This window comes from Streptomyces sp. SID13031 (genome assembly GCF_010548305.1).
GTDB lineage: Bacteria > Actinomycetota > Actinomycetes > Propionibacteriales > Kribbellaceae > Kribbella.
Genome location: NZ_JAAGLV010000029.1, coordinates 24,610 through 48,804, shown reverse-complemented (window position 1 = coordinate 48,804; position 24,195 = coordinate 24,610). Strand labels below are relative to the sequence as shown.

Annotated in this window: 23 protein-coding genes; 5 read left to right on the top strand and 18 right to left on the bottom strand. The window is 68.5% G+C overall.

The features are described 5' to 3' along the window. Positions 1-65: 65 nt before the first annotated feature. Positions 66-938, bottom strand: a complete 873-nt coding sequence (locus tag G3I17_RS37260; RefSeq protein ID WP_164603744.1) for a type IV toxin-antitoxin system AbiEi family antitoxin domain-containing protein — start codon at positions 936-938, stop codon at positions 66-68. A 129-nt stretch (positions 939-1,067) separates the two neighbouring features. Here G3I17_RS37260 and G3I17_RS37255 point away from each other — a divergent pair, with 129 nt between their 5' ends. Next, positions 1,068-1,355, top strand: coding sequence for a hypothetical protein (locus tag G3I17_RS37255; protein ID WP_164603742.1), 288 nt, complete (start codon positions 1,068-1,070; stop codon positions 1,353-1,355). Positions 1,356-1,403: 48 nt separating this feature from the next. Here the strand turns inward: G3I17_RS37255 and G3I17_RS37250 are convergent, their stop codons facing one another. The 4 genes from G3I17_RS37250 to G3I17_RS37235 all read right to left on the bottom strand — a co-directional run bounded on the left by G3I17_RS37250 (position 1,404) and on the right by G3I17_RS37235 (position 7,498). Further along, positions 1,404-2,279: a PPK2 family polyphosphate kinase gene (locus G3I17_RS37250; RefSeq protein WP_164603740.1), complete on the bottom strand. Its 876-nt coding sequence runs from the start codon at positions 2,277-2,279 to the stop codon at positions 1,404-1,406. 35 nt (positions 2,280-2,314) lie between these two features. Further along, a complete protein-coding gene (locus G3I17_RS37245) occupies positions 2,315-3,016 on the bottom strand; it encodes a hypothetical protein (RefSeq protein ID WP_164603737.1) in 702 nt (233 codons plus the stop codon). A gap of 48 nt (positions 3,017-3,064) precedes the next feature. Next, complete coding sequence (zapE, locus tag G3I17_RS37240) at positions 3,065-4,093, bottom strand: cell division protein ZapE (RefSeq protein ID WP_164603735.1); 1,029 nt, start codon at positions 4,091-4,093, stop codon at positions 3,065-3,067. Between the two features lie 90 nt (positions 4,094-4,183). Then, entirely contained in the window at positions 4,184-7,498 is a 3,315-nt protein-coding gene (locus G3I17_RS37235) for a M28 family peptidase (protein ID WP_164603726.1), read from the bottom strand. A gap of 228 nt (positions 7,499-7,726) precedes the next feature. On the opposite strand from G3I17_RS37235, the gene G3I17_RS37230 reads away from it, so the two are divergent. Further along, positions 7,727-8,719, top strand: coding sequence for a LysR family transcriptional regulator (locus G3I17_RS37230; protein WP_203591290.1), 993 nt, complete (start codon positions 7,727-7,729; stop codon positions 8,717-8,719). Between the two features lie 52 nt (positions 8,720-8,771). On the opposite strand, the gene G3I17_RS37225 is transcribed toward G3I17_RS37230, so the two are convergent. Both G3I17_RS37225 and G3I17_RS37220 read right to left on the bottom strand, forming a co-directional pair. Beyond that, on the bottom strand, positions 8,772-9,323 hold the full coding sequence (locus G3I17_RS37225; protein WP_164603724.1) for a DUF1707 and FHA domain-containing protein: 552 nt from the start codon (positions 9,321-9,323) through the stop codon (positions 8,772-8,774). A gap of 47 nt (positions 9,324-9,370) precedes the next feature. After that, the gene (locus tag G3I17_RS37220; RefSeq protein WP_164603722.1) at positions 9,371-10,444 is read right to left on the bottom strand and encodes an ATP-dependent DNA ligase; all 1,074 of its coding nucleotides are present in this window, start codon (positions 10,442-10,444) and stop codon (positions 9,371-9,373) included. Between the two features lie 79 nt (positions 10,445-10,523). On the opposite strand from G3I17_RS37220, the gene G3I17_RS37215 reads away from it, so the two are divergent. Continuing rightward, positions 10,524-11,012 carry a hypothetical protein gene (locus G3I17_RS37215; RefSeq protein ID WP_164603720.1) on the top strand — a complete coding sequence of 163 codons (489 nt, stop codon included), beginning with the start codon at positions 10,524-10,526 and terminating at the stop codon, positions 11,010-11,012. A gap of 30 nt (positions 11,013-11,042) precedes the next feature. Beyond that, positions 11,043-11,288 carry a helix-turn-helix domain-containing protein gene (locus G3I17_RS37210; RefSeq protein WP_164603718.1) on the top strand — a complete coding sequence of 82 codons (246 nt, stop codon included), beginning with the start codon at positions 11,043-11,045 and terminating at the stop codon, positions 11,286-11,288. Here the strand turns inward: G3I17_RS37210 and G3I17_RS37205 are convergent. The 4 genes from G3I17_RS37205 to abc-f all read right to left on the bottom strand — a co-directional run bounded on the left by G3I17_RS37205 (position 11,278) and on the right by abc-f (position 16,142). Then, complete coding sequence (locus tag G3I17_RS37205; RefSeq protein ID WP_164603716.1) at positions 11,278-11,454, bottom strand: hypothetical protein; 177 nt, start codon at positions 11,452-11,454, stop codon at positions 11,278-11,280. The genes G3I17_RS37210 and G3I17_RS37205 overlap by 11 nt on opposite strands. Positions 11,455-11,501: 47 nt before the next feature. Continuing rightward, the gene (locus tag G3I17_RS37200; protein ID WP_239063292.1) at positions 11,502-13,397 is read right to left on the bottom strand and encodes an ABC transporter ATP-binding protein; all 1,896 of its coding nucleotides are present in this window, start codon (positions 13,395-13,397) and stop codon (positions 11,502-11,504) included. Positions 13,398-13,524: 127 nt separating this feature from the next. Then, complete coding sequence (locus tag G3I17_RS37195; RefSeq protein WP_164603714.1) at positions 13,525-14,295, bottom strand: enoyl-CoA hydratase/isomerase family protein; 771 nt, start codon at positions 14,293-14,295, stop codon at positions 13,525-13,527. Between the two features lie 248 nt (positions 14,296-14,543). Continuing rightward, on the bottom strand, positions 14,544-16,142 hold the full coding sequence (gene abc-f / locus G3I17_RS37190) for a ribosomal protection-like ABC-F family protein (protein ID WP_164603712.1): 1,599 nt from the start codon (positions 16,140-16,142) through the stop codon (positions 14,544-14,546). 131 nt (positions 16,143-16,273) lie between these two features. Between abc-f and G3I17_RS37185 the strand changes: the two genes are divergently transcribed. Further along, positions 16,274-17,185: a neutral zinc metallopeptidase gene (locus tag G3I17_RS37185; protein WP_164603710.1), complete on the top strand. Its 912-nt coding sequence runs from the start codon at positions 16,274-16,276 to the stop codon at positions 17,183-17,185. A 127-nt stretch (positions 17,186-17,312) separates the two neighbouring features. On the opposite strand, the gene G3I17_RS37180 is transcribed toward G3I17_RS37185, so the two are convergent. From G3I17_RS37180 to G3I17_RS37150, 7 genes are all read right to left on the bottom strand, one after another. Further along, positions 17,313-20,279, bottom strand: a complete 2,967-nt coding sequence (locus G3I17_RS37180; protein WP_164603708.1) for a hypothetical protein — start codon at positions 20,277-20,279, stop codon at positions 17,313-17,315. A gap of 13 nt (positions 20,280-20,292) precedes the next feature. After that, positions 20,293-21,273 carry a hypothetical protein gene (locus G3I17_RS37175; RefSeq protein WP_164603706.1) on the bottom strand — a complete coding sequence of 327 codons (981 nt, stop codon included), beginning with the start codon at positions 21,271-21,273 and terminating at the stop codon, positions 20,293-20,295. Positions 21,274-21,382: 109 nt separating this feature from the next. Further along, complete coding sequence (locus G3I17_RS37170) at positions 21,383-22,030, bottom strand: hypothetical protein (protein WP_203591288.1); 648 nt, start codon at positions 22,028-22,030, stop codon at positions 21,383-21,385. A gap of 26 nt (positions 22,031-22,056) precedes the next feature. Beyond that, positions 22,057-22,947, bottom strand: a complete 891-nt coding sequence (locus G3I17_RS37165) for a pilus assembly protein TadG-related protein (RefSeq protein ID WP_203591287.1) — start codon at positions 22,945-22,947, stop codon at positions 22,057-22,059. Next, positions 22,931-23,401 (bottom strand): TadE family protein, encoded by a 471-nt coding sequence (locus tag G3I17_RS37160; RefSeq protein ID WP_164603704.1) that lies wholly within the window; start codon positions 23,399-23,401, stop codon positions 22,931-22,933. Before G3I17_RS37160 ends, G3I17_RS37165 begins: the two co-directional genes overlap by 17 nt. Before the next feature lie 7 nt (positions 23,402-23,408). Then, on the bottom strand, positions 23,409-23,876 hold the full coding sequence (locus G3I17_RS37155) for a TadE/TadG family type IV pilus assembly protein (protein WP_203591286.1): 468 nt from the start codon (positions 23,874-23,876) through the stop codon (positions 23,409-23,411). A gap of 4 nt (positions 23,877-23,880) precedes the next feature. Further along, a complete protein-coding gene (locus tag G3I17_RS37150; RefSeq protein ID WP_164603702.1) occupies positions 23,881-24,114 on the bottom strand; it encodes a hypothetical protein in 234 nt (77 codons plus the stop codon). Between the last annotated feature and the right edge of the window lie 81 nt (positions 24,115-24,195).

Sequence of the window (24,195 nt, the reverse complement as noted above, 5' to 3'; positions counted from 1 at the left end):
TATGCGTGCGTGGCCATCCCCGCCTGCCTCGGTCGCCCACCCAGCGAACTGCGGGCCGGGCGGTGTCAGGCGGCGACGCGGAGAGCGGGCGGGTGGACCTGGGCGGCCAGGGCGGCGAGCGACGTACCGACCCAGTTCTCGTCGAGGATCACGTCCTCCCACGAGTAGCGCAGCAGTACCCAACCGCGGATCGCGAGCTCGACGTACCGTCGGCAGTCCCGGCGAAGGGTAGCCCGGGTGCCGTGATGGGCGAAGCTGTCCGCCTCCAGCACGATGCGCAGCAACGGATCCGCCAGATCGACGCGTGCGTAGAAGGACCGGTCCCTGATCTTGTACTGCGGCACGAAACCCGTGAAACCGGCCTCCATCACTCGCGCCCTGAGCATCGACTCGAGTGCCGACTCCGCTCGCCGGTCAGCCGACGCGGCAACTCGCTGGATGGCAGCCCGCCCGGTGCCCCGGCAGGCGTGTGCCGCTTCGGCCAAGGCGACCGGATCGACCTTCTTCAGGCGCAGCGCGGAGTCCGCGATCGTCAGCGCCTCTCCGAACGGCAGTTGCCGAGCGCAGTCGAGAACCGTCTGGAGAGGTGTTGTCACGCTGTCCGGCAGTGGACTGCTCGTGCGGTGCAACACACAACTCAACTCGGTCTCGCGTCGGCGCTGGGTCCGGCTGACCAGGACGTGCGGAAGCAGCGGCCGGGTCACCACCTCCAGCCCATGGTGCAGCGCTGCGCTCTGCCGTGACAGCACGCCCCCGTTGGCCAGAGCGACCGTGCGATCGGACGGTTTGATCGGCAGCGCGTAGACGCCCTTCGCCACCCGAGTGATCTCGCCGGCCTCGAGCGCCCTTCGGACCTGTCGCGCCGAGGTGAGCGCCGCGAGATCGGCGTACCGGACACTTCCGCCGGCCCGCTGCAGGATTCCCACCACCTCGCCCACCGGCTCAGTCTGCGCCACCAGGCCTTGCCCCTGCCTCAAGTTATCCACAGGAGCTGCACGCACGCACAACCCCCACGCTTCCCAGCCGCCTCCGCCCGCCCGCCGGGCCGAGCGCGGGGTTGTGCGTGCGTGGAGGTACCGGCGTACTCGCGGTCGCCGCGGGCGTGCTGGGGTGCGATGCGGCCCGGCGCGATCCGGCGTACCGACCGGCTCGAGCGGCGGGAACGTGGTGAGCGGCTCGTCTCCGGCGTCGTGTCCGACGAGCCGGCCGGCAGCATCGAGTGGGCGACCCAGTCCGGGCGCCGGCACCTCATCGCCGAGGTGTCCAGCCTGCTGGACGAGAACGAACGCCTGCGCGAAGAGGTTGCCCGGCTCCGCCGACAGCTCCGCGACCAGGGTCTCGAGCCTGAGGTCTGAGGTCACGAACGAGCCGAGAGGGCCTGGCCTCGAACGCGGAACGGGCTGTCAGGTGGCGGCTAGGCGGGCCTTCTCGACGTCTACGTCGAAGTCGGCCTTGGGCCATTCTGGATTGAGGTCCTTGAGCGTTTCGAGCAGCAGCGTGGTGACGGCCCAGTTGCGGTACCACTTGCGATCGCTGGGGATCACGTACCAGGGGGTCTCAGCGTTGTTGCACTGCTCGAGGGCTGCCTGGTACGCCTCGGCGTAGTCGGGCCAGAGTTCGCGCTCGTCGACGTCGCCGGGGTTGTACTTCCAGTGCTTCGTCGGGTTGTCGAGGCGCTCCTCGAGGCGGATCTTCTGCTCGTCCGGCGAGATGTGCAGGAAGCACTTGACCACCGTCACGCCGCTCGCGGCCAGCTCCGCCTCGAACTCGTTGATCTGCTCGTAGCGGCGGTTCCAGACCGGCGGGGCGACCAGGTTGCGGACCCGGGCGATCAGCACGTCCTCATAGTGCGAGCGGTCGAAGATGCCGACCATGCCCGGTCCGGGCAGCGCCTGGCGGATCCGCCACAGGAAGCCGCGCCGCTTCTCTGCCGCAGTCGGTGCCTTGAACGAGGTGATCCGCATCCCCTGCGGATCCATCAGCCCGGCGCCGTGCCGGATCACGCCGCCCTTGCCGGAGGTGTCCATCCCCTGCAGGACCAGCAACACCCTGCGCTCGCCGCCCTTGCGTCCCTCGGCGAACAGCCGTTCCTGCCACTCGGAGACCTCCGGGCCGATCGCGTCCAGCGCGAGCTTGCCCTCGTCCTTGCCGCCGGGGAACCCGGTCGTCGCCCGGGTGTCCCAGGCGCTCAGGTCGACGGGGCCTTGCGGCACCCGCAACTGGTCCAGCAGCCTGCCACCCGCGACGTCGTCCGGCTTCGGAGTCTTGTTCTTCGCCATCTGCCCATCCTGCCTCATCCGTCGCCCGGTTCGGCTCAGGCGGGCGTACCGACCTTGCGCTGCCGCTGCCGGCGGTTCTGCAGGACCAGCTCGAGGACGACGACGAGTACCAGGCTTACCCCCACCCCGATCAGGCTCCCGCTCACGCCCCAGACCAGACCGCCCAGGTCGTCGTCGGCGCAGGCGTCGACATAGCTGCAGCGCTTCATGTCGTACAGGCCCACGCCGTTGAAGAAGCCGACAATCACGGCGAGCGCGATGCCGGCCAGGTACAGCACTGTCCGGACCAGCCAGCGACCGGCACCGACCTTGCCTCCACCCTCGGCCCTGCCCCCGACTCCGTTCTGCTGCGCCGGCTGGAAAGCGGTGGCGAACAGCAGGAGGGCGAGCAGTCCGAGCCCGACCTCGAAGATGAGCATTTCGCCCTCGTCGCCGCCCCAGCCGAACCGGAAGTACACGTTGGTGATGCTCTGCCAGATCAGGACCGCGTCGAGCACGGCGAACGCACCACCGAGCCACAGCCGTGCCGTCCTGTCACGAACGGCCACCCCGATGGCAGCAATCGCCAGGACCACCGCAATGAACCCCAGCGGCAGGATCCGCGCGTCGCTCTCGTAGCCCACGGTTTTACCCAACCGCACGAATCGGCCGGTGCCGAGCACCGCGATACCGACGACTAGCAACCCGAGGGAGGCGGCCGCCGCGCCGGTGACTGGTCGTTGCTCTTGACTGGACATGACCTCAGAAGACCACGGCCGCGGGCTACCGGGCTTGAGTAAGACCACTCAACTCTGCGGGCCCATCCCGACGTGTGCGAGCGCGATCAGCCGGGAGAGCGCTCGCAGATACTTCTTCCGGTAGCCACCCTTCAGCATCTCGGGTGTGAACATCCGGTCGAGCGGCACTCCCCCGGCCAGCAACGGGATGTCACGGTCGTACATCCGGTCGGCCAGGACGACGAGGCGCAGTGCGACGTTCTCGTCGGTGAGCTCACGGATGTCGGTGATCCCGACCGTGGTGACCCCGTCGAGCAGCGCGCCGTACCGGCTCGGGTGCAGCTCGGCCAGTTGGCTGTAAAGGTCAACGAAGTGGTCACACGACGCACCGGGCAACTCGGCAGCGGTCTGCTCCACCCGAGCGTCCGGCCAGGGCTCGGGAGCGACTGGCAGCCCGCGATGGCGATAGTCCGGACCATCGATCCGCCGTACGTCGAAGTGCGCGGCGAGACCCTGGATCTCGCGGAGGAACTCGATCGCCTGGAACCGTCCTTCGCCGAGCTTGTCCGGCAACGTGTTCGACGTCGCCGCGAGCCCGACGCCGGCCGCGACCAACTGGCCGAGCAGCCGCGAGATCAGCACCGTGTCACCCGGATCGTCCAGCTCGAACTCGTCGATACAGATCAGCCGGTACTCCGACAGCGCCTCGATCGCCGGGCGCATGCCCAGGGCGCCGACCAGATTGGTCAGCTCGACGAAGGTGCAGTACATCTTCGGGCCGGTCGACTCGTGCCACAGCGACGCCAGCAGATGCGTCTTGCCAACGCCGAAGCCGCCGTCCAGGTAGATCCCGGGCTTGGCCTCGGACAGCGCTTTCGCCCGACGCAGCCGGGACCACAAAGAGCGCTCCCTGCGCGGTTCCGCCAACGCCAGCCCGCGCTCACGTAGTACGGCCAAGGCCTCTGACTGACTCGGCTCGCCCGGGTTGGGCCGGTAGCTGTCGAAGCGCACGTCCGCGAAGCGTGGTGGTGGCACGCACTCGGACAACAGCCGGTCGGGACTCACCTCCGGCCGGCGCTCGCTGAGTCGGATCGGCATGCCCTCACCCTACGAGGAACGCAGTCTGGTGGACGCAACAGCGCCCCGGGCCGCCTGGTGGACGGACCGGGGCGCTTGCCGCGTGGCTGCTTACCAGATCGTGTACGCGAAAGTGGTGCTGCCTGTTGCCCCACCACTGACGGTTCCAGTCACTGTCGCCGTGTAAGAGCCGCGTACCGTCGGCGTACCTGACACCACTCCGGCCGCGCTGATCGACAAGCCTGTTGGCAGGCCCGTCGCCCGGAAGGTGATCGGCAGGCCGGCGCTGGAGGTGCCCCGGATCTGCAGTGGGAAGGACGACCAGCCGACGAACCCGTTCTGGCTGCCCGGGTTCTGTAGCGTCACGGTGCCCGTCGACGAGCCCGTCACGGTCAGGCTGTAAGTCGCCTCGTGGCTGACCGCGCCGGTACCCTTCACGATCACCTGGTACGTACCGGCCGGCGTTGAGGCCGTTGTCGCCAGGGTGAGCGTGGAGGAGCTGCCCGACGTCACCGTCGACGGTGCGAAGGTCGCAGTCGTCCCAGCCGGCAGCCCGCTCGCCGACAGCTGGACCGACTGCGCGTCACCGCTGGTGGTCGTAGTACCGACCGTCGACTGCACCGAGCTGCCCGGGGCGACAGACCCCGAGGTGGGGCTCAGTGAGACCGAGAAGTCGCGGCCGGTCGGCGGGGCATCGCCGACCGCCAGCTTCCACAGCCCGTACGCCGCGGCGTCCGCGCTCCGGTCGAGCACCGTCGAGGAGATGTTCGACGGGTACTTGTCACAGGCGGAGTGATAGCAGGAGTCGTACGCCTGGTTCGCCGTACCTCCCCACTTCTGTGCCTGTGCGGTCGTCTTGCGAGCACTCGCACCGGCGGCGACGCCGCTGGTCGGGATGCCCGCGTCCTTGAAGGAGGCGTCGTCGGATCGGCCGACGCCTTCGGTGTTCTCCTCCGGCTGCAGGTTCAGGCCGTCGTAGAAGGCCTTCAGCACCTTGCCGGTGTCGGTGGTGATGTTGTTGACGAAGTACCCGGCGTTGGTCGAGGAGACCATGTCGAAGTTGAAGTACGCCTTGATCTTCGTCCTGTCGGCCGAGGACAGCTGGCCGACGTAGAACTCCGAGCCGTTCAGGCCCTGCTCCTCATCGGTCCACCAGCCGAACCGGACGTGCTTGGCCAGCGACGGCTTGTCCTGGGCGAGCCGTAGTGCGACCTCCAGGATGGCGGCCGAGCCAGAGCCGTTGTCGTTGCTGCCCGGACCCGCGCTGACGCTGTCGAGGTGCGCACCGAGCATGACGACCTCGTTGGCGTCACCGCCCGGGAAGTCCGCGATCAGGTTGTCCGACGGGTACTGGCAGTTCGTGCAGCGCTGCTTGGCGACCGTGTAGCCGGCGTCGCGCAGCTTCTGCTCGATGTAGCTGACCGACGCGGTGTGACCCGCGCTCCCTGCCCGGCGGTTGCCGCCGTTGTTGTCCGCCGCCTGCTGGAGCGCGGCCAGGTGCGCCTTGACCTTCTCGACGTCGATATCCGGTACGCCGGCGGGCGGGGTGGAACCGCCGACGGTGAGCCGGTACGTCGCGGTCTTGTCCACGTCCGTACCGTCACCGGTGATCGTCACGTCGTACGTGCCGTTGGCCGTGCTCGACGTGGTGGCGATCTTGAGCGTCGACGAGTTGCCCGACTGCACCGAGCTCGGGTCGAAGGTCGCGGTCGCGCCGCTCGGCAGCCCGGTCGCGGTGAACCGGACGGCCTGAGCCGAGCCGCTGCCGATCACGGTGTTCACCGTGGCGGTCGCGGACTCTCCCGGCTTGACCGAACCACTGGCCGGCGAGATCGACAAGCTGAAGTCGTTACCGGTCGGGGCACAGGTGGCCTCACCGGACTGGGCCGGGACCGACACCGCGGCCCAGGCAGCCTTCACCTTGGCGTGCAGGGCGCAGCTCGCATCCAGGTTCTTGGCGGAAGTGAGCGTCGTCGTACGCCACTTGGCGTAGGACATGTTGGAGGTCTTGCTCAGCATCGCGTTGTAGAACAGCTTGCCGGCTTCCTTGATCCCGATCCCTGTCAACGTGGTGTTGTTGCAGGTCGGGCTGGTCGGCTGCCCGTTGCCGGGGTTGGTGCCCTCGGCAAGCAGGTAGAACCAGTGGTTCATCGGACCGGCCGCGGCGTGCACCGAGGACGGCAGGCTGCTGGAGTTGCAGTCCGGGTGCCCGGAGACCTTCGACGGCTGGTACATGTACCGGATCGGGCCGGCGCCGGTCAGGTTGATCGTCTCGCCGACCTCGTAGTCCGGCTTGTCGTTCGGGTTGTTCAGGTAGGACTCGGTCAACGCCCCCCAGATGTCGGCGACCGCTTCCTGCGACGGGTGACCAGAGATGCCGCCCGGGGTGTTGGCGTCCAGTCCGTGGCCGTATTCATGGGCGACCACGTCAGTCGCGGTGATCCAGTTGCGCGCGTTGTTGTAACCGAAGACCACACCGTCGGGGTTGGACCCCGCACCCCAGTAGGCGTTGACCTCGCCGAGGCCGACGAGGGCGTCGGCCCACTTGCCCTGCCCGTCGAGCCCGTTGCGCCCGTACCAGTCCTTCAGCATGTCCCACTCACCGGCCGCGACGTACATGACGTCGGTGCAACCGGCTTCCTTGTCGGTCTTCGACGTGCTGCCCCACACGTCGTCGGAACCGGAGAAGGTCGAACCGCCCGAATGGTCGCCACAACGCAGGCTGGGGCGGGCCGGGTCGGTCATCGAGTACGTCGTACCCGACTTGGTGGTGCCGATGGTCAGGTTCGACCCGTTCCAGATACCGGTACCGGTACCGGACGCGGCCTGCTCGATCGAGTGCACGACCTTGCCGGTGCGCGCGTCGACGTACACCTTCTGCCGGCTCGCTTCACCGTCGTGGCGACCTTCCACGATCGCTTCCCAGGCGAGCACCGCCTTCTTCGCACCGGCGTACACGACCAGCGTGGGCTCGCCCGGAGCCGGCTTGCCCTGGTCAACGGACTTGAGCGCCGCCTTCTTGGCAGCGGCCTTGGACACGACCGGCGTCCGGTCGACGTCGATCACACTCTGCTGCGCCACGGTCAGGCCCTTGGCGTTGCCCTGGGCATCGGTCGTGACGACGAAGTCGCCACCGATCACGGCCAGGTCCTGGTACGTGCGCTGGTAGCTCACGTACTGCAGGCCCCACGGCGTGCTGATCTCCTGCTGGCGGATGAACTGGTCGTTCGGGCTCGCCTTGAGTTCGGCGACGCGACCTTGGACCAGCCGGTCGGCGGTCTTCACCGCCGCCGCCCGGGTGTTGACGGGCGGCTGGGTTTGCTGAGCGTCGGCGGCGGGCATCTTCATGGCGATCACCGCGGTACCGGCGACCGCCAGGCTCAGCACGCAACCGGCTGCGACAGTGCGCAGGGCTGTGCTCTTCACTGGACACTTCCTCACTGAGGGGGGCGGAAGCCCCCGCCACCGGCCGGGGGGCTGCAACCAGCCGGCGGATGGCGGGGGCGAGGATGCCTGGCGGCTGCCGCGCGCAGGGTTTGGCATACCGCCGAGTTCCGCTGGGCAGGTGGATGAACTCCCGGCGTCCTCTGTTGGAAGAGATTGGCACCTGCGAGTTATGGCTGTGATATCCCAGCAGGGCATAACCTCACCGCTATGGAGCTGGAATTACGCCATCTGCGGGTCGTCTGCCGCCTCGCCGACACGGGCAGCGTGTCCAAGGCCGCGGCCGCGCTGGGCGTCTCCCAGCCGTCTTTGACCGCCCAGCTGCACAGAATCGAGGACGCGATCGGCGGGGTTCTGTTCGAACGCGGCCCGTACGGCGTGGTTGCGACTCCACTCGGCAAGCACGTTCTCGGTCGCGCGCGGGCGATGCTCTCCGACATGGACGAGCTGGTCGGGAGCAGCCGGCGTTATACCTCCAGCTCCTCGGTACTGCGGCTCGGTGCCGTCCGGACGGTGATGTTCGGGGCGTGGTTGTCGCGGCTCGAACAGTTGTTGCCGGGTCGCCAGATCGCCGCGCAGGTGGATCCGTCGTGTGCGGCACTGACCGATCTGCTGGCTGCCGATGTGATCGACGTGGTGATGCTCGGCCGGTGCGATGACGCCTATGCGCCGCCGTGTCCGCCCGGGATCCGCGAGCAGACGATGGTGTGGCCGGAGCCCTTCGCAGTCGCGTTGCCCGCTGACCATCGGCTGGCGGGTAAAGATGCGGTGGCGCTGGAGGATCTCGCCGACGACATCTGGATCTGCCCGCCGGCGGGCAAGGAGGACGGCGATCTCGCCTATCTGCGCAGCATCTGCGAGTCGATCGGCTTCACCCCGGAGTTCCGTTACGCGAACCTCGACATCTCGGAGATCGAGCAGCTGATCGGCGCCGGCCGCGGCATCAGCCTGTGCGCGCCGACGGTCCGCGAGATCCCCAACACGATCGTCCTGCCGATCATCGGCCAGCCGCTGCTCTGGCGCCGGACTCTCCGCTGGCGCGCCGACAGCACGCCGCAGGAAGACATCGACCTCATCCACCAAGCCTTCACCGACGTGTACCAACACACCATCGCCACCCACGCCGCGGCCCGCCCCTGGTGGCCGGACAACCCCGGCGCCCACCCGACAGTCATCCTGCCCGCGACTTTGAGCACCGGGTAGCCGGCGAATCACCGATCGGACGACTGGTGGGTGCTCAAAGTCGGCGGTAGGGCTAGCTGGGATCCGTCCAGGTCAGGTGGTAGGTGACTGCGCCGAAGCGGATGTGGTCGCCGGGGCGGACCCGGACCGGGGTGGTGATGCGGAGGCCGTTGAGGTGGGTGCCGTTCATAGAACCCAGATCGCGGAGGAGCCAGCCCTCGTCGACGTGCCGCAGCTCGGCGTGGAAGCGCGAGACGGAGAGGTCTGCCATCCGCAAGGTGGCGCCAGGGCCGCGGCCGACCCGGACCGTGGGTGAGCCAGGCGGCGGCAGCGCGAGGCCCTGCGGGCGCACGTACGGCGTCGCTGCGCGAGGGGTCAGCGTCAGGCGCGGGATGCGGGCGAGCAGGCTGTTGAGGAGCTGGATGGCGCGCGGCTCGGTGCCAGGGAGGTCGTGGGTGGCGTTGGCGAGCTCGCGGCGGCTCTGAGCGCGCAGTACGAAGTTCATCCGGCGGATGAACGTGTCGTGCGAGAGGCGTCCCGACCCGGCACCGTCACGCAGGATCGCCAGCGCGCGGTCACGCTCGGCGTCCGAGGGACGCGCCAGCTCGATCCGTTCCGCCGTCATGCCTGGATTGTCCGTGGCGGCGGGTTCACCTGTCCAGCAGCCTCGGGTTACGGGCGGGCGGTCAGGACGTCGGCCAGGTCGAACTTGATCGGCTGTTCGAGCTGCTCGTAGGTGCACGACTCTGGCGTCCGGTCCTCGCGCCAGCGGACAAACTGGGCGGTGTGCCGAAAGCGGACGCCCTCCATGTGGTCGTACTTCACCTCGACCACCCGCTCGGGGCGCAGCGGCACGAAGCTCAGGTCCTTGCCGGCCTGCCACCGGCTGCCCTCGGCGTTGCGCGGCGTGCGGTTGCCCTCCTCCTGCTTCGCCCAGGCCCACGGGTGGTCGTCGAAGTCGGTGACGAGCTCCTGCATCTCCACGAACAGCTCCTCGCGGCGAGCCATCGGGAACGCACCGATCACCCCGACACTCGCGAGCACACCCTCGGAGTTGAAGAGCCCGAGCAGCAGCGACCCGATCCGGTTCTCGCCGCTCTTGTGCACCCGGTAGCCCGCGACGACGCAGTCCGCCGTCCGGACGTGCTTGATCTTGAACATGGTCCGCTTGTCCGGCTCGTACAGGCCGTCGAGCGGCTTCGCGATCACGCCGTCCAGCCCGGCCCCCTCGAACTGGTGGAACCAGTCCGTCGCGGTCGCCTTGTCGGTCGTCGTCCGGGTCAGGTGGATCGGCGCCGCGGCCTTGGCGAGCGCCTGCTCCAGCGCCTCACGACGCTCCGCGAACGGCCGGCCGGTGTAGTCGGTGTCGCCGAGCGCGAGCAGGTCGAACGCGACGAACCGGGCCGGGGTCGTCTCGGACAGCATCTTGACCCGGGAGGCGGCGGGGTGGATCCGCTGCTGCAGTACCTCGAAGTCCAGCCGGTCGCCGGACGCGCCGACCACGACGATCTCGCCGTCGATCACGCAGCGCTCGGGCAGGTTCGCCTTGATCGACTCGACCAGCTCCGGGAAGTACCGGGTCATCGGCTTCTCGTTGCGGCTGCCGATCTCCACCTCGTCGCCGTCGCGGAAGATGATCGAGCGGAATCCGTCCCACTTCGGCTCGAAGCTGACGTTCCCGTCGGGGATCTCCTTGATCGGCTTCGCCAGCATCGGCGGGACCGGTGGCATCACGGGTAGCTGCATTCCGCCATTCTGCCCCCATGAAGAGCGCACCGGGGGCATGATGGGGGCATACCGACTGGTACGAACCGGAGGTACTCAGATGTACGACGTCGTACTGCTCGTCGAGCAGGAGCTGACCGAACCTGATGCCCAGCGCGTGGTCGAGCTCCATCAGGACATGCCCGAGCCGGTGAAGTACCACGTGCTCGTGCCGTGTCACAACGCCGAGGCCGGAGTCGAGGCGTCGATCAGCGCGCTCGGCACGGCCGATCTCTACGGACCGGGGCTGGCCGACCAGCGCGACGGCCTCGCCGAGGCGCAGAAGGCGATCGACAGCGAGGCCACGGACTGCACCGGGCGAAGCATCCAGCGACTGCGCGACCTCGGGCAGCAGGCGGAGGGCGGTATCTCGCACGACCGCCCGATCGACGCGCTGACCGCGACGGTGGACAAGGTCGGTGGCCGGGAAGTCATCATCCTCACCCGCCCGCACATCGTCGCCGAGTTCTTCCACCTCGACTGGACCAACTCGGCCCGCCGGCACCTCGGCGTACCGGTCCTGCACCTGCTGGAACAGGACGAGAAGTAGCCACCCGTAACCCCTCGTCGTTTGAGAGGTGTGACGACCCTCTACCCAGCGGCCGAGGTCGCCGAGATGCTGCAGGTCTCGATCTACGCCGTCTACAAGCTCGTCGCGGCCGGCAAGGCGGCGCCGATGCGCACGACCGGCACGCCCGTCGCGGAGATGCGCTTCACCGCCGATGACGTCCTGCGACTGCTGCGGGCACTGAACCCGCCGCCCGCACCGGTTCCGTTGGCGCGTCAGCGGGGCGTGCGTCGCAATCTGGTGCTGGTCAGCGGATGAGGAGAGCGGCGTAGGCGCAGCCACCGGCCAGGGCGGCGAAGATCAGGGACAGGGTGGCTCGCAGGCCTTGCTCGCCGACCTTGCCGTAGTGGCGGCCGTCTTCTGAGTGGTAGGCAAGCTTGTAGGCGGCGTAACCGGCGCCCAGCACGAGCGCGAACCTGATCATGCGGCGGCCCTCCCTCACGTCAAGACAAACGCTACCTGCTCGGGGCACTAGACGCCTGCGGCTGAGCCTGACTCCGCGAACTGGGTGTGGTAGAGATCCGCGTACTCACCGTCGAGGGCGAGCAACTGCTCGTGCGTGCCGCGTTCGACGATGTTGCCGTGGTCAACCACCAGGATCTGGTCCGCGTTGCGCACCGTCGACAGCCGGTGAGCGATCACCAGCGAGGTCCGTCCTTCGAGCGCGGTGTCCAGCGCCAGCTGCACCGCCACCTCGGACTCCGAGTCCAGGTGGGCGGTCGCCTCGTCCAGTACGACGATGTGTGGTGCCTTCAGCAACAACCTGGCGATCGCCAGCCGCTGCCGCTCGCCACCGGACAACCGGTGCCCGCGGTCGCCCACCACCGTCTCCAGCCCGTCGGGCAAGGACGACACGAGCTGCCAGATCTGGGCCGAGCGCAGCGCGTCGACCATCTCCTCGTCGGTGGCGTCCGGCTTGGCATAGGTCAGGTTCGCGCGGATGGTGTCGTGGAACATGTGCGCGTCCTGCGTCACGTACCCGATCGTGTCGTGCAGCGACTCCAGCGTCACGTCGCGGACATCCTCACCACCGATCCGCACCGTGCCACCCGTCACGTCGTACAGCCGCGCGACCAGGTTGGTGATGGTCGTCTTGCCGGCGCCGGATGGTCCGACCAGCGCGACCATCTGCCCCGGCTCGACGGAGAAGCTGATGTCTTCGAGCACCTGCGCGGAAGCCCGCTTGTCGAGCACGGCGACCGATTCGAGGCTCGCCAGCGAGACCTGCTCCGCGGTCGGGTAGGCGAAGGCCACCTTGTCGAAGGTCACCGACGCCGCATTCGGCGGCAGCGCCCGGGCATGCGGAGCGTCCTTGATCATCGGCTCCAGGTCGAGCACCTCGAAGACGCGCTCGAAGGAGACCAGCGCGGTCATCACGTCGACGCGCACGTTGGACAGCGCGGTCAGCGGACCATACAGGCGGCCCAGCAACGCGACCAGCGCGAGCAGGGTCCCGATCGTCAGGGTCTGGCGTACGGCGAAGTTGCCGCCCACGCCGTACACGAGGGCGGTCGCCAGCGCGGCGACCAGGGTCAGGGCGGTGAAGAACACCCGGCCGAGCATCGCGATCCGGATCCCCAGATCGCGGACCCGGCCCGACTTCTCGCCGAACTGCTCGTTCTCGAGTGCAGGCTTGCCGAACAGCGTCACCAGCAGCGCGCCGCCGACGGAGAACCGCTCGGTCATCGCCGTCGACATCTCCGCGTTCAGCTGCATCTGCTCCCGCGTCATCGCGGCCAGCCGGCGACCGAGGTAGCGCGCCGGCAGCAGGAAGACCGGCAGGATCAGGATCGCGACCAGGGTCAGCTGCCAGCTCAGCAATAGCATCGCGCCGATCACCAGGATCAGGCTGATCACGTTCGACACGACGCCGGACAGCGTCGAGGTGAACGCCTGCTGGGCGCCGATCACGTCGTTGTTCAGCCGGGACACCAGGGCGCCCGTCTGCGTCCGGGTGAAGAACGCGACGGGCATCTGCTGCACGTGCGCGAAGACCTGCGTCCGCAGGTCGTAGATCAGGCCCTCACCGATGCGCGCGGAGAACCAGCGCTGCATCAGCCCGAGAGCGGCCTCGACCAGGGCGAGCCCGGCGACCACCAGCGCGAGCGCGGTCACCAGGCCCGCGTTGCCCTTGGTGATGCCGTCGTCGACGATCTTCTTGAACAGCAGCGGCGAGGCGATCACCAGGAACGCAGCGACGATCACGAGCGCCAGGAAAGCGGTGATGTGCCACTTGAACGGCTTGGCGAACCGCAGGATGCGCCGCAGGGTGCCCTTCGCCAGCTTCTGATCCACTACCGACGCGTCCTGCCGCCGCCAGCTGCTCGCGCCGCCCCTGCCGCCGCCCATTCCCATCCCTGCATTCATCCGCGCCCCTCCCCACAATCAACTCGTCAACCTTGACAACACTTGAGGTCATCCGAAACTTCCCGAGGCGGCGCCGATCACTCGGACGGACAGCGCTCGGCGCCGATCACCGGGCTGAGCGATCAGCTCAGCCGAACGCCGCGATCAGCTCCGCCAGCCGGCGCGCCTGCGCCTCCCGCTCGGCCTTCAGCTGATCCTCGTACGACCGGTCAGCAGCGCCCAGCAGCAACGCCTTGGTCTCCCGCACGGCGCCCACCAGCGGCGACAACACCGCCTCGGACAGATCCTTGACCGTACCCGCCAGCTCCTCGGCCGGTACGACGATGTTCGCCAGCCCGAGTTGCAGTGCCTCCTCGGCCTCGACCCAGCGCGACGTCACACAGATCTCCAGCGCTCGCGAGTACCCGACCAGCTGCACCAGCGGCTGCGTGCCACCAAGGTCAGGTACCAGCCCGAGCGCCGGCTCCCGCATGCTGAACTTCGCGTCTGGCGTGACGACCCGCAGATCGCAGGCCAGCGCCAACTGGAATCCGGCGCCGACCGCGTGGCCCTGCACCGCCGCGATGCTGACGATCTCCGGCTTGCGCAGCCAGGAGAAACCGGCCTGGAAATGCGAGATCAGCTCCTGCAGCTCCGGGGCAGGCTTCTTGCCGAGCGTGAGCAACGGCTCCTGCCCGTCGACCGGCTCGCCCATGATCAGCTTGCGATCAAGCCCGGCCGAGAACGACTGCCCCTCCCCCGACACCACGACAACCCGCACATCGTCGGGCAGCGCCGCCCCGAAATCCGATAACGCGGCCCACATCGCCGGAGTCTGCGCATTCCGCACCTCCGGCCGATCGAGCACCACCCGGGCAACAGGCCCATCCACCGACAACCGCAGTCCAAGATCACTCATGCCAGGAACATACGTCACCCCCGCACGCCGTTGTCCGGTCAGTAACCAGCCCTGGACTGCGGACTGCCGCCAGCCGTCTCAGGGGTTGTCCCCTCAGACGGCTGGTTGCCCGTCCAGAACCTGAGCGGGCAACCCACCGACTGCGGGGTTCACCCCTCAGGGTGCGGTTCGCCCATGGCCTAGCAATGGGCGAACCCCCGGGTCGGGAGAGCCGTCCGGTGCGTGGGCCTCGGACGGGTGAGAAGCACTCAGGCCAGTGACACCAGGTCGGCGTAGTCGTTGGTCCAGAGGTCTTCGACGCCATCGGGGAGGAGCAGGACGCGCTCCGGCTCGAGTGCCTCGACGGCGCCCTCGTCGTGGGTGACCAGCACGATCGCGCCCTGGTACGAGCGGATCGCGTTCAGCACCTCGGTGCGGGAGGCGGGGTCCAGGTTGTTGGTGGGCTCGTCGAGCAGCAGTACGTTCGCCGCCGAGACGACCAGCGTCGCCAGCGCGAGCCGGGTCTTCTCGCCACCGGACAGCACACTGGCCGGCTTGTCCGCGTCGTCACCGCTGAACAGGAAGGAGCCGAGCACCGAGCGCGCCTGGGTCTCGTTCAGATCCGGGGCCGCGGACTTCATGTTCTCCAGCACGGTCCGGTTCACGTCGAGCGTCTCGTGCTCCTGCGCGTAGTACCCGAGCTTGAGGCCGTGACCGTCGATCACCTCGCCGGTGTCCATCTTCTCGATCCCGGACAGCACCCGCAGCAGCGTGGTCTTGCCCGCGCCGTTCAAACCCAGGACGACGACCCGCGACCCCCGGTCGATGGCGAGATCCACCGCGGTGAAGATCTCCAGCGACCCGTACGACTTGGACAGGTCCTTGGCCATCAGCGGCGTCTTGCCACACGGTGCCGGCGTCGGGAACGAGATCCTCGCCACCTTGTCCGACGCACGCGCGTCCTCGAGCGACGAGACCAGCTTCTCGGCCCGCTTCAGCATCTGCTGGGCCGCGGTCGCCTTGGTCGCCTTGGCGCGCATCTTGTTCGCCTGGGCGACCAGGATCGACGCCTGCTTCTCGGCGTTCGCGCGCTCGCGCTTCCGCCGCCGCTCGTCGGTCTCGCGCTGCGCCAGGTAGACCTTCCAGCCGACGTTGTAGACGTCCATCTCGGCCCGGTTCGCATCCAGGTGGAAGACCCGCGTGACGGTCTCCTCGAGCAGGTTCACGTCGTGGCTGATCATGATCACGCCACCGGGGTAGGTCTTGAGGAAGTCGCGCAGCCAGACGACCGAATCGGCGTCCAGGTGGTTGGTCGGCTCGTCCAGCAACAGCGTCTCCGCCTGCGCGAACAGGATCCGGGCCAGCTCGACCCGGCGTCGCTGACCACCCGAGAGAGTGCCGAGTGGTTGCCCCAGCACCCGGTCCGGCAGGCCGAGGTTGGCCGCGATCCGGGCCGCCTCGGACTCCGCGGCGTACCCACCGGCCGCGTGCAGGTCGGACTCGGCGCGCTCGTACCGCCGCATGCCCTTCTCGCGCGTCTTGTCGTCCGCGCTGGCCATCGCCTTCTCCGCGTTGCGCATCCGCCGGACCACCTCGTCCAGTCCGCGCGCGGCCAGGATCCGGTCCCGGGCGAGCATTTCGAGATCGCCGGTGCGCGGGTCCTGTGGGAGGTACCCGATCTCGCCCGAGGACGACACCGAACCGGATGCGGGCAGGCCCTCGCCGGCCAGGATCTTGGTCAGCGTCGTCTTACCGGCACCGTTGCGCCCGACCAGGCCGACCTTGTCCCCTGGGCCGACACGGAAAGAGGCAGGCGAGAGCAGTTGCCTGGCCCCGACGCGTACCTCGAGGTTGGTGGCAGTGATCATGGCGGCGCAGATGTCCTCAGGTTGGGAGTGAACGGGCTGGGTCGGCGGGCGGCAGCGGCTGGTTGCGGGCAAGGCCGCAGCGCCGCGTCACAAGGCAGCCTCTTGCGGCGACGAGGTCTAGTGTATGTGCTGTGAAATTCAACCCTGACGCCGACTTGGACACCAGCGGCGTCGAAGACACCCGCGGCAGCAGTGGCGGAGGCGGCGGACGCCTTCCCGGCGGGATGGGAATCCCGGTCGGCGGCGGTATCGGCGGCATCATCCTGCTGGTCGTCATCCTGCTCCTGAACGGCGGTCTGCCGGGCGGCAGCGAAGGCGCCGCCGACGAGCCGACGGCCCGTAACACCGCGGCCGGCAATCTCGACTCCTGCAAGAAGGGGACCGATCTGGCGACCAACAAGGACTGCCGGTTCGTCTTCTACCAGAACTCGATCGAGAACTTCTGGGCCGCCGAGCTGCCCCGGCGCGGCAAGAAGTACATCAAGGCGCCGATGAACGTCTTCAGCAACTCGGTGAACACCGGTTGTGGTCCCGCCACGGCGGCAGTCGGGCCGTTCTACTGCCCGCCCGACAAACGGGTCTACCTGGAGCTGGGCTTCTTCAAGACCCTGGAGACCGATCTGGGGGCCCGCGGCGGCGACTTCGCCGAGGCCTACGTCGTGGCCCACGAGTACGGCCACCACATCCAGAACCTCTACGGCATCCTCGACCGGATCAAGACCCGCCAGGGCGCCAACTCCGACTCCGTCCGCTCCGAACTCCAGGCGGACTGCCTGGCCGGCGTCTGGACCAACCACGCGACCACGGTGCCGACCAAGAGCGGCAAACCGCTGATCACCGGGCTCACCGAGGACGACATCGGCGACGGCCTGGACGCCGCCGCAGCGGTCGGTGACGACCGGATCCAGTCCAAGACCCAAGGCCAGGTCACCCCGGAGAGCTTCAGCCACGGCACCGCCGAGCAACGGATGAAGTGGTTCAAGACCGGCATGGACTCCGGCGACCTGACCCGCTGCGACACCTGGTCCGCAAACCCCCTCTAACCACTCACCCTCACCCCCAACCGACTCATCATCGGTCCCTTGTGTCCCTCCCCACGCGCAATGCTCAAGCCGGCCGCAAAAGGTTGGAGGGACACAAGGGACCGATGATGAGTCGGTTGGTGGGTAACTAAGCCACCGCTGCGGGTCGGTGGTAGCCCGGGAGGAGCTCGTCGACCAGGGCGTCTGTCTCGGGCTCGGCGCCGCGCGGGGCCCCGTGCTTGGCCAGGGCACCGTACAGCTGGGCAGCGACGTTGGTGATGTCTTCGGTGGTGCCGAAGTGCGATGCCAGGCGCAGAGTGGCCCGCCAGAGGTCCTCGGAGGCCGGGGAGAAGCTCAGACCGGTCTGAAGGGCCGTACGGGCCAGGTTGCCGTCGTTGTGGCGGAGACTGGCGTCTGCGAGGCGCAGGGCGGCGTCGACTACTGCCTCAGCCATCTTGCGCTCGACACCTGACGCCGCGAGCCACGAGTAGCGGCCGGCCGGCAGGTCGGACCACGACTGCCCGTGCACCAGGCTGAGCGCCGTCGACAGCGGGCCGCGCGGGTCCTCCATCAGCGACGCCTGCTTGACCAGCGTGCGGAAGACGTCCCAGTCGACCCGGACGATGCTGCGGTTCAGCAGCCAGCGGCCGGACTCGTCGGCGTACATGGCGTCCACGCCGACCCAGTTGCGGGTGTGTTCCAGCGCCGCGTTGCGCAGCTCGTCGCTGATGCCGCGCGGCCAGATCGCTCCGGCCAGCACGTTCGGGTGTACGCCGTAGTCCTGGCTGGCCAGGAACGCCACGATCTCCGTCGACAGCGAGACGCGACCGGGGTCGAGCTCACCGCGAGCGTCCACCTCGACCGGGCCGAGCAGGTCGACCTCGACCGGCGCCGGCTGGCTCAGATCCGCTGACGAGAACTCGTACGCCGGCATGTCCAGCTCGCTGCGACGCTTGTCGAGCGCCTCGGACTCGGCCACCCCGAACAGCGCGACCAGATCCGCGAACTGCGCCGGGTTGATGCTGTGGGCATCGACCTCGAGCCCGAGCAGCCGGCAGACGGCCTGGTTCTTCTCGTCCACGACGAACCGCCACGGTGAGTTCATCACGTCACCGACGACGACCACCGCGACGCAGCGCTTCGGGTCTCCGGCGAGCCGCGTGAGCCGCTCCTCTTCCTCCGGCGACGGCGGTGCGGACACGAAGATGATCTCCGGACCCCACAGTTGCGGGTCCGGGAAGACCATCCGGGCGTCGGCGACCGTCTCGGCGTCCCGCCGGCCACAGGCCTGCACCTGAGCGTCCGTACGCCGCGTCACCTCGCGGAGCGCGTCGTCCAGGCTCACCCAGTAGCTCAAGCGGCTCGGTGACAGCGTCGACAGGTCGTCACCGAAGCCGACCATGCTCACGTGCGCGCCTTCGGACCACAGGTTCGTGGCCAGCTCGGCCGCCAGCGAACCGACGACGTCGCGAGAAGCGTTGGTGATACCGCCGAAGCTGACGATGCCGTCAGCGGTGTCCAGGTCGACCAGCACGGTCGCGCCGTCGGCGTTGCTGCCGAGCGTGACAAGCGTCGGGTACGGCGCGGGCGCGTCGACATCGCCTTGCGGCGCGTAGGCGCGACGCAGTACCCAGCGGGTGCCGTCGGCAATGGCCTGCCAGGGACCCGGAGGCGCAGCCTGCGACTGCCCCGGCTCCAGCACGAGCGTCAGTGCGCGATCGGTCACCAGCGCTGCGACCACGGTCGGCATGATCCGGTCGTCACCGGTCAGCGTCGCGCCCAGCGAGCGCAGCGCGTTGTCGACGAAACGAGCAGTCGGTATGTCGGAGGCCAGCCGCAGGCCGATCTCGGTCTGCCGGTGCCCTGCTGCCTTCGGCCCAGGACCCTGCGCCCAGCCGCGACGGCGCTTCAGCGCGATCGCGAGCCCAGCGGCGAGCAGTGTGGCGCCGAAGCCGTAGATGCCGGCCTGCGTGGCGTCGACCCCGCCATCAGCGACCGGAGCCTCGACCTTCGCACCAGCGGTGACCGGGTCACCCGTTCCCTGCGGCGTCGCCGCTTCGACACCCGGCTCGGCGGTCTTCGCGCCCGGGGTGCCGGCGATCCCGATCGACGTACCGGCCTCTGCCTGCTGCTGCTCGAACCAGCGGCTGCCCGTGGCGTTGGCGCCCTGCTCGGCCGTGCGGGTCTCGTTCGTCGCATGGGCCTTGGCGGCCGGCTTCGCCGTTGCCTTGACCGTCGGCTTCGTCGTCGGCACGGTCTTGCTTACGCCCTGGTGATCCACGTTGACGAGCACGGTGTGAACGCCCGCGCCCTTGGCGTCGGCGGGCAGGCGCACCTGCCAGCCCGGCAGGATCAGGTCCGGGTTCGTCAGCCGGCTGCCGTCGGGCTGCAGCTTGTTGTGGTTGAGGTCGTAGATCTCCTTGTACCGCCGGCCCTCACCCAGGTAGCGCTCGGCGATGTCCCACAGGCAGTCGTAGTTGCGACCCTGCGGCGGCCGGACCTCGGTGTACTTGACGACCTGACCGGCATGGTCGTTGTTCGTCCGTACGCCGGTCTGGGTGTGCTTCACCGGCGCGACGCCGAGCTGCACCGAACTGCGTGGCTCGGTCTGCCGGAACGCCTCGACCGAGCTGTTGTCGTTGCTCTGGGCAACGCTCACCGACGCCGGGTTGCCGACGGAGGTGGCGGTGACCGCACTGGCGACCGGCAGCGTCACGCTGGCCGCGCCCGCGATCAGCACGACGCCCGAGACCAGCCGGCGGGCCAGTGTCTGCGAGCCGCCGCCGAGTGGGATCCGGGGCGACAGGCCGTGCCCGCGGACCTCGGCGATCGCCTCCGCGATCAGGCAGATGACGAAGTGCAGCCACGCGATCCAGACGAAGAAGGCGATGATGCCGATCACCGTCTGGGCGGTCAGCGCGTCGGTCAGCACATCCTGGTTCGGTAGCTGGTCGGGCCACGGCGTACCGAAGAAGCGCAGCAGCACATACGGGACGCCGACGACGATCGCAACGATCGCCACCAGCGAGACCAGGCCTCGCACCCGGTCACCGGCTCCTCCGCCCGGCCGCTGCGGCAGCCGCGCGTTCCGCACCGGCTCACTCGTCTTCACCATCGTCGTCCCTCCCTTACCCACCGATCGACTGCACTTCCTGCACAGGCAGGCGTTGTACTGCGTGGATCTCGGCCGTGCCGATGTCGTGCCACTTCGGCTGGCCGGTCCAGTAGGAGACCGTCCAGGTGATCGTCAGCTTCACGGTGTACATGCCGTCAGGCTGGCTCGCGCTCGACTTGGCGTACTTGTGCGAGCAGGTGCTCATCTGATGGAACGGGTCGCTGTTGACGTCGTACCCGTCGTAGCTCTCGTTGTACATGCCGACGCCGATCTGGCAGGTGAAGGGCGGCGTTCCGTCGCCCGGATCGACGATCATCGAGCTGACCAGACCGCGCATCGTCAGGTTGTGCGACGGGTCGAAGTACGCGCTGTCGAGGTCGCCCTTCTCGGGGTCGTCCTCGAGAACCAGCGAGCTCTCGCGGGTCAGCGAGAAGTAGGCCGGCACGTTCACCCGCGGGGTGTAGGTCGGCATCACCTGCAGCGCCGGTGCCGGATAGGTGCTGGCGAACGTCGCCCAGAACTCCGCCATGTACGGCTCGACCGGGCACTGCTGCCGGTCCTCGTCGGACAGCGGCACGATCGCCCGCTCCAGGTGGACGTTGTTGCCACCGTTGGTCGTGTTGAGGTCGTAGTCCGTGATCGTCACCCGCAGCGCCCAGGTCTTGCCCGCCGGCGCTTTGCCCAGGTTGATGCCCTTCGGAATCTCGAAGTCCCGGCAAGGGATGAAGATGTTGTTGCCGAGCTTCACCTTCCAGGTCGGCGGCGGTTCACTCGAGCCCGGGAAGTAGGCCTCACCCGAACTGCAGAAGGCGCCGAAGCCGATGGCGTTCACGTACATGCTGCAGACCTTGTTACCCGCTGAGATCGTGTCCGCGGACGCGGTCGCGGCCGGATAGGCCGAAAGAAGTGCGAGCACGGTGGTCAGGGTGATCAGCCCTCGGCTCACTCGGAACAGGTGCTGACCCCACCCCACCACCCCGGTCAGGTTGCGCATCCTCACTCCAGAGTCTCGTCCAGCTACTCGCAGGTTATCTTCAGCCAGGGGCATCATGCCCGGTGAAAAGTGTTCCGTCACGCCGTTGCGCAAATGGTTATGCTGCGGTCTAGGCCGGAAAGCGCACCTTTGCGCAGTTGATGCCCTCGGTCGGAGCCAGCCGGTACGGCAGCCAGCCGAGGCCGGTGAGGATGACGTCGATGGCCTGCGGGACCCCCTTCGCAGCGGCCACGGTCCAGCCTTTCGTCTTGGGGTCCCAGTACTGCGTGGTCTGGGACGTGCACAGCTTGACTCTGACGATGTCAGGCGGCTGCGGCGACGTTCCCATCACCACGACGCTGCCCGGCGGTTTCATCACCCAGCCGTTGCGCTTGGCCTCGGCGATGCCCTCCTTGGTGTCCACGTAGAAGTAGGCCGGGAAGTTGTTCTTGATGATGTCGGAGTCCCCGGCGACGAGCGCACTGAAGTAGACCGGGTAGCTCTTCACGAGGCCTTGGACGGCGGGCTGGGCCGCGAAGTTCCCCGGTACGACGATCACCTGCGCCTTCGCCGGTGGCTTGGCTGCCGTGGTCGCGGGCGCGGACGGATTGCCGGTCGGTGCCGACGAGGGGCCGGCCGAGGGCGATCCGCTGAGCGTGATCGTCGGTTCGGGATCGTCGCCGACTGGCACAGCCAAGCCGCCGTCCTCCTTGCTGCCGCACGCGGACAGCACCAGGATCGCGGAAAGCAGGACGGCTGGGACGCCTACACGTCGCACGGAGGAGACTCCTCGAAGGTCGGTCATCAGTTGGCTCCCGGGGGCAGGGAGTTCTGCGGTACGCCGCCGGGCGCGCCGCCGCCGGGCTTGGTGGTGGACGGCTTCTGGGTCGGGTCGCTGCTCGTGGACGGCCGGCTCGAGCTCGGCGGTGTCGACGGCGGGGTGCCGTCGGTGGGCGACGGAGTGATGCTCGGGGTGCAGGTGGCCGGGATCGGGAAAGTCACCGTCCAGATCGGGCTCGTCACGCCGATGGTCCAGCTGGACGGGCAGGGGATGTCGAGCGTCGGCGGTACAGCGGTGTTCATGGTCGGGATGTTGCCCGGGCCGTCGGTCCGGGTGGCGACCACGATCGGCGGGATCTTGGGGCTGTCGTCGGCCTTCTGGACGCCTTGTTCGGCGTGGGCCTCGCCGGTGCCGGTGGCGGCGAGGTGCTCGATGCCGACCATGCCGAGGAAGGTGGTCTTGTTGCCGATGACGACTTGGACCTTCAGGCCCTCGTCGGTGAGCTCGGTGGTGTTGCAGCTCTCGACGGCCTTGTCGTTGGACGAGACCTCGGCGCAGAACGCGGCCACCGCGGTACCGGCCTTCTCGGTGTCGATCTTGGCTTCCGCGGTGTTCAGCTGGATGGTGGCGGCGCCCACCCGGGCGGCCTCCTGGGCGTAGCCGACCGCGCGCGACTTGGCGCCGAGCTGGCGGCCGCCGTCGATGACGAGACCGGCCAGCGTGAAGATCATCACCGCGAGGATCGCGACCGCCGGGCTGAGCGCGCCACGATGGTTGCCAGGGGCATCGACCCGGACGAACGCGACCAGCCGCGACCACGGCGTCGTACGTCGTACCGGACTCGCGTCGGCAGCATCGGTCATGGCCCGGGTGGCGGCGTCGTCGGCCGCGGCGGGGTCAGGGAGTGTCGCCATCGCGGACGCCTCGGTAGGGGTCGACGGATGAGCTGAACCGCTTGGTGATCGTGGTGTCGCCGCCGATGCCGAGCAGGCCGAGATCGCGGTAGTTGATCGTGCAGGTCACCTCGACGGACAGCGCCGAGCCGGCCGCGAACCCGCTGGTGATGGTGCCGCCCGCGGAGTCCTTGCAGGACGTCACCGCCTGCTCCATCGTCCGGGTGACCGCCGCATCGACCTGCGTCTGCGCGTCGGCCAGCGACCGGGTCTGGCTCGCGGACCGAGCGCCGTCCCGGGCGGCGTTCTCCAGCAACGAAGACGTCTGGAAATACCTGCCACAGGCCAGCAGGAACATGAACAGGATGAGCAGGAGCGGCGCCAGGATCACCATCTCCAAAGCCATCGTCCCCCGCTCACCGCGCCGCGGCAGGCGGCGTCGGGTGCGTGGGTGGGGCGGACCCATGGAAGTCATCGCTCACTCATTTGTCGTCGGCTTCGAATTGCTCGATCGGGCCGGTGGCGGTTTGGCTCACGGTCAGTTTCAGGCCGGGGACCAGAGAGATGGTTTCGCCGGTGACGGTGAACGAGACCATGCCTTCGGGGTTGTTGTAGGCGGGCGGCTCCACGACGGCGTCGCCGAGGGTGTTGCCGCCGAGTTGCTGGGCGTAGGCCTCGATATCGCCGCGGACCTTCTCGCCGATCGCGCCGGTGTAGAGCGGCGGCTGGACGAGCCTCAACCGGGAGACCCCTTCCTGGGCCGCGTTCAGCGCGACGGACCGGCCGTACAGCCACAGCGCAGTCTGGATCGAGATGAAGATCAGCGCCAGGATCGAGGGCGCGAGGATGGCCAGCTCGAGCGAGGACGCGCCTCGCTCCGACCGGTTCCGGCGCTGCCGGCCCCGGCGGCCACGCTCACTTGCTGCTCTGCGACGAGGTGACCGCGACAACGCCTCAGCCGTTCTGGATCTCGCCCGTGCGCTTGTCGATCACGCCCCGGACCACCAGCCCGATCGCCAGCGCCGCGGCGACCAGGATCGCCGAGATGATGGCCCATTCCAGCGCCGACGCACCGAGCTCGTTGCGGCTGCCACGGGTCTTCGCGGCCGCGCCGCGGGCTCGCTGGGTGTGGGCCCGCGCCAGCGCGTAGCCGACCATCGCGCGCACGAACTGCGTTTCCACGTTCATCCGGTAAACCCTCCGAAACTCGTCACTTCAGTCCTGAGCCCGATTCGAGGCTCAGTATGCCCTGTCTGACGGACACCAATG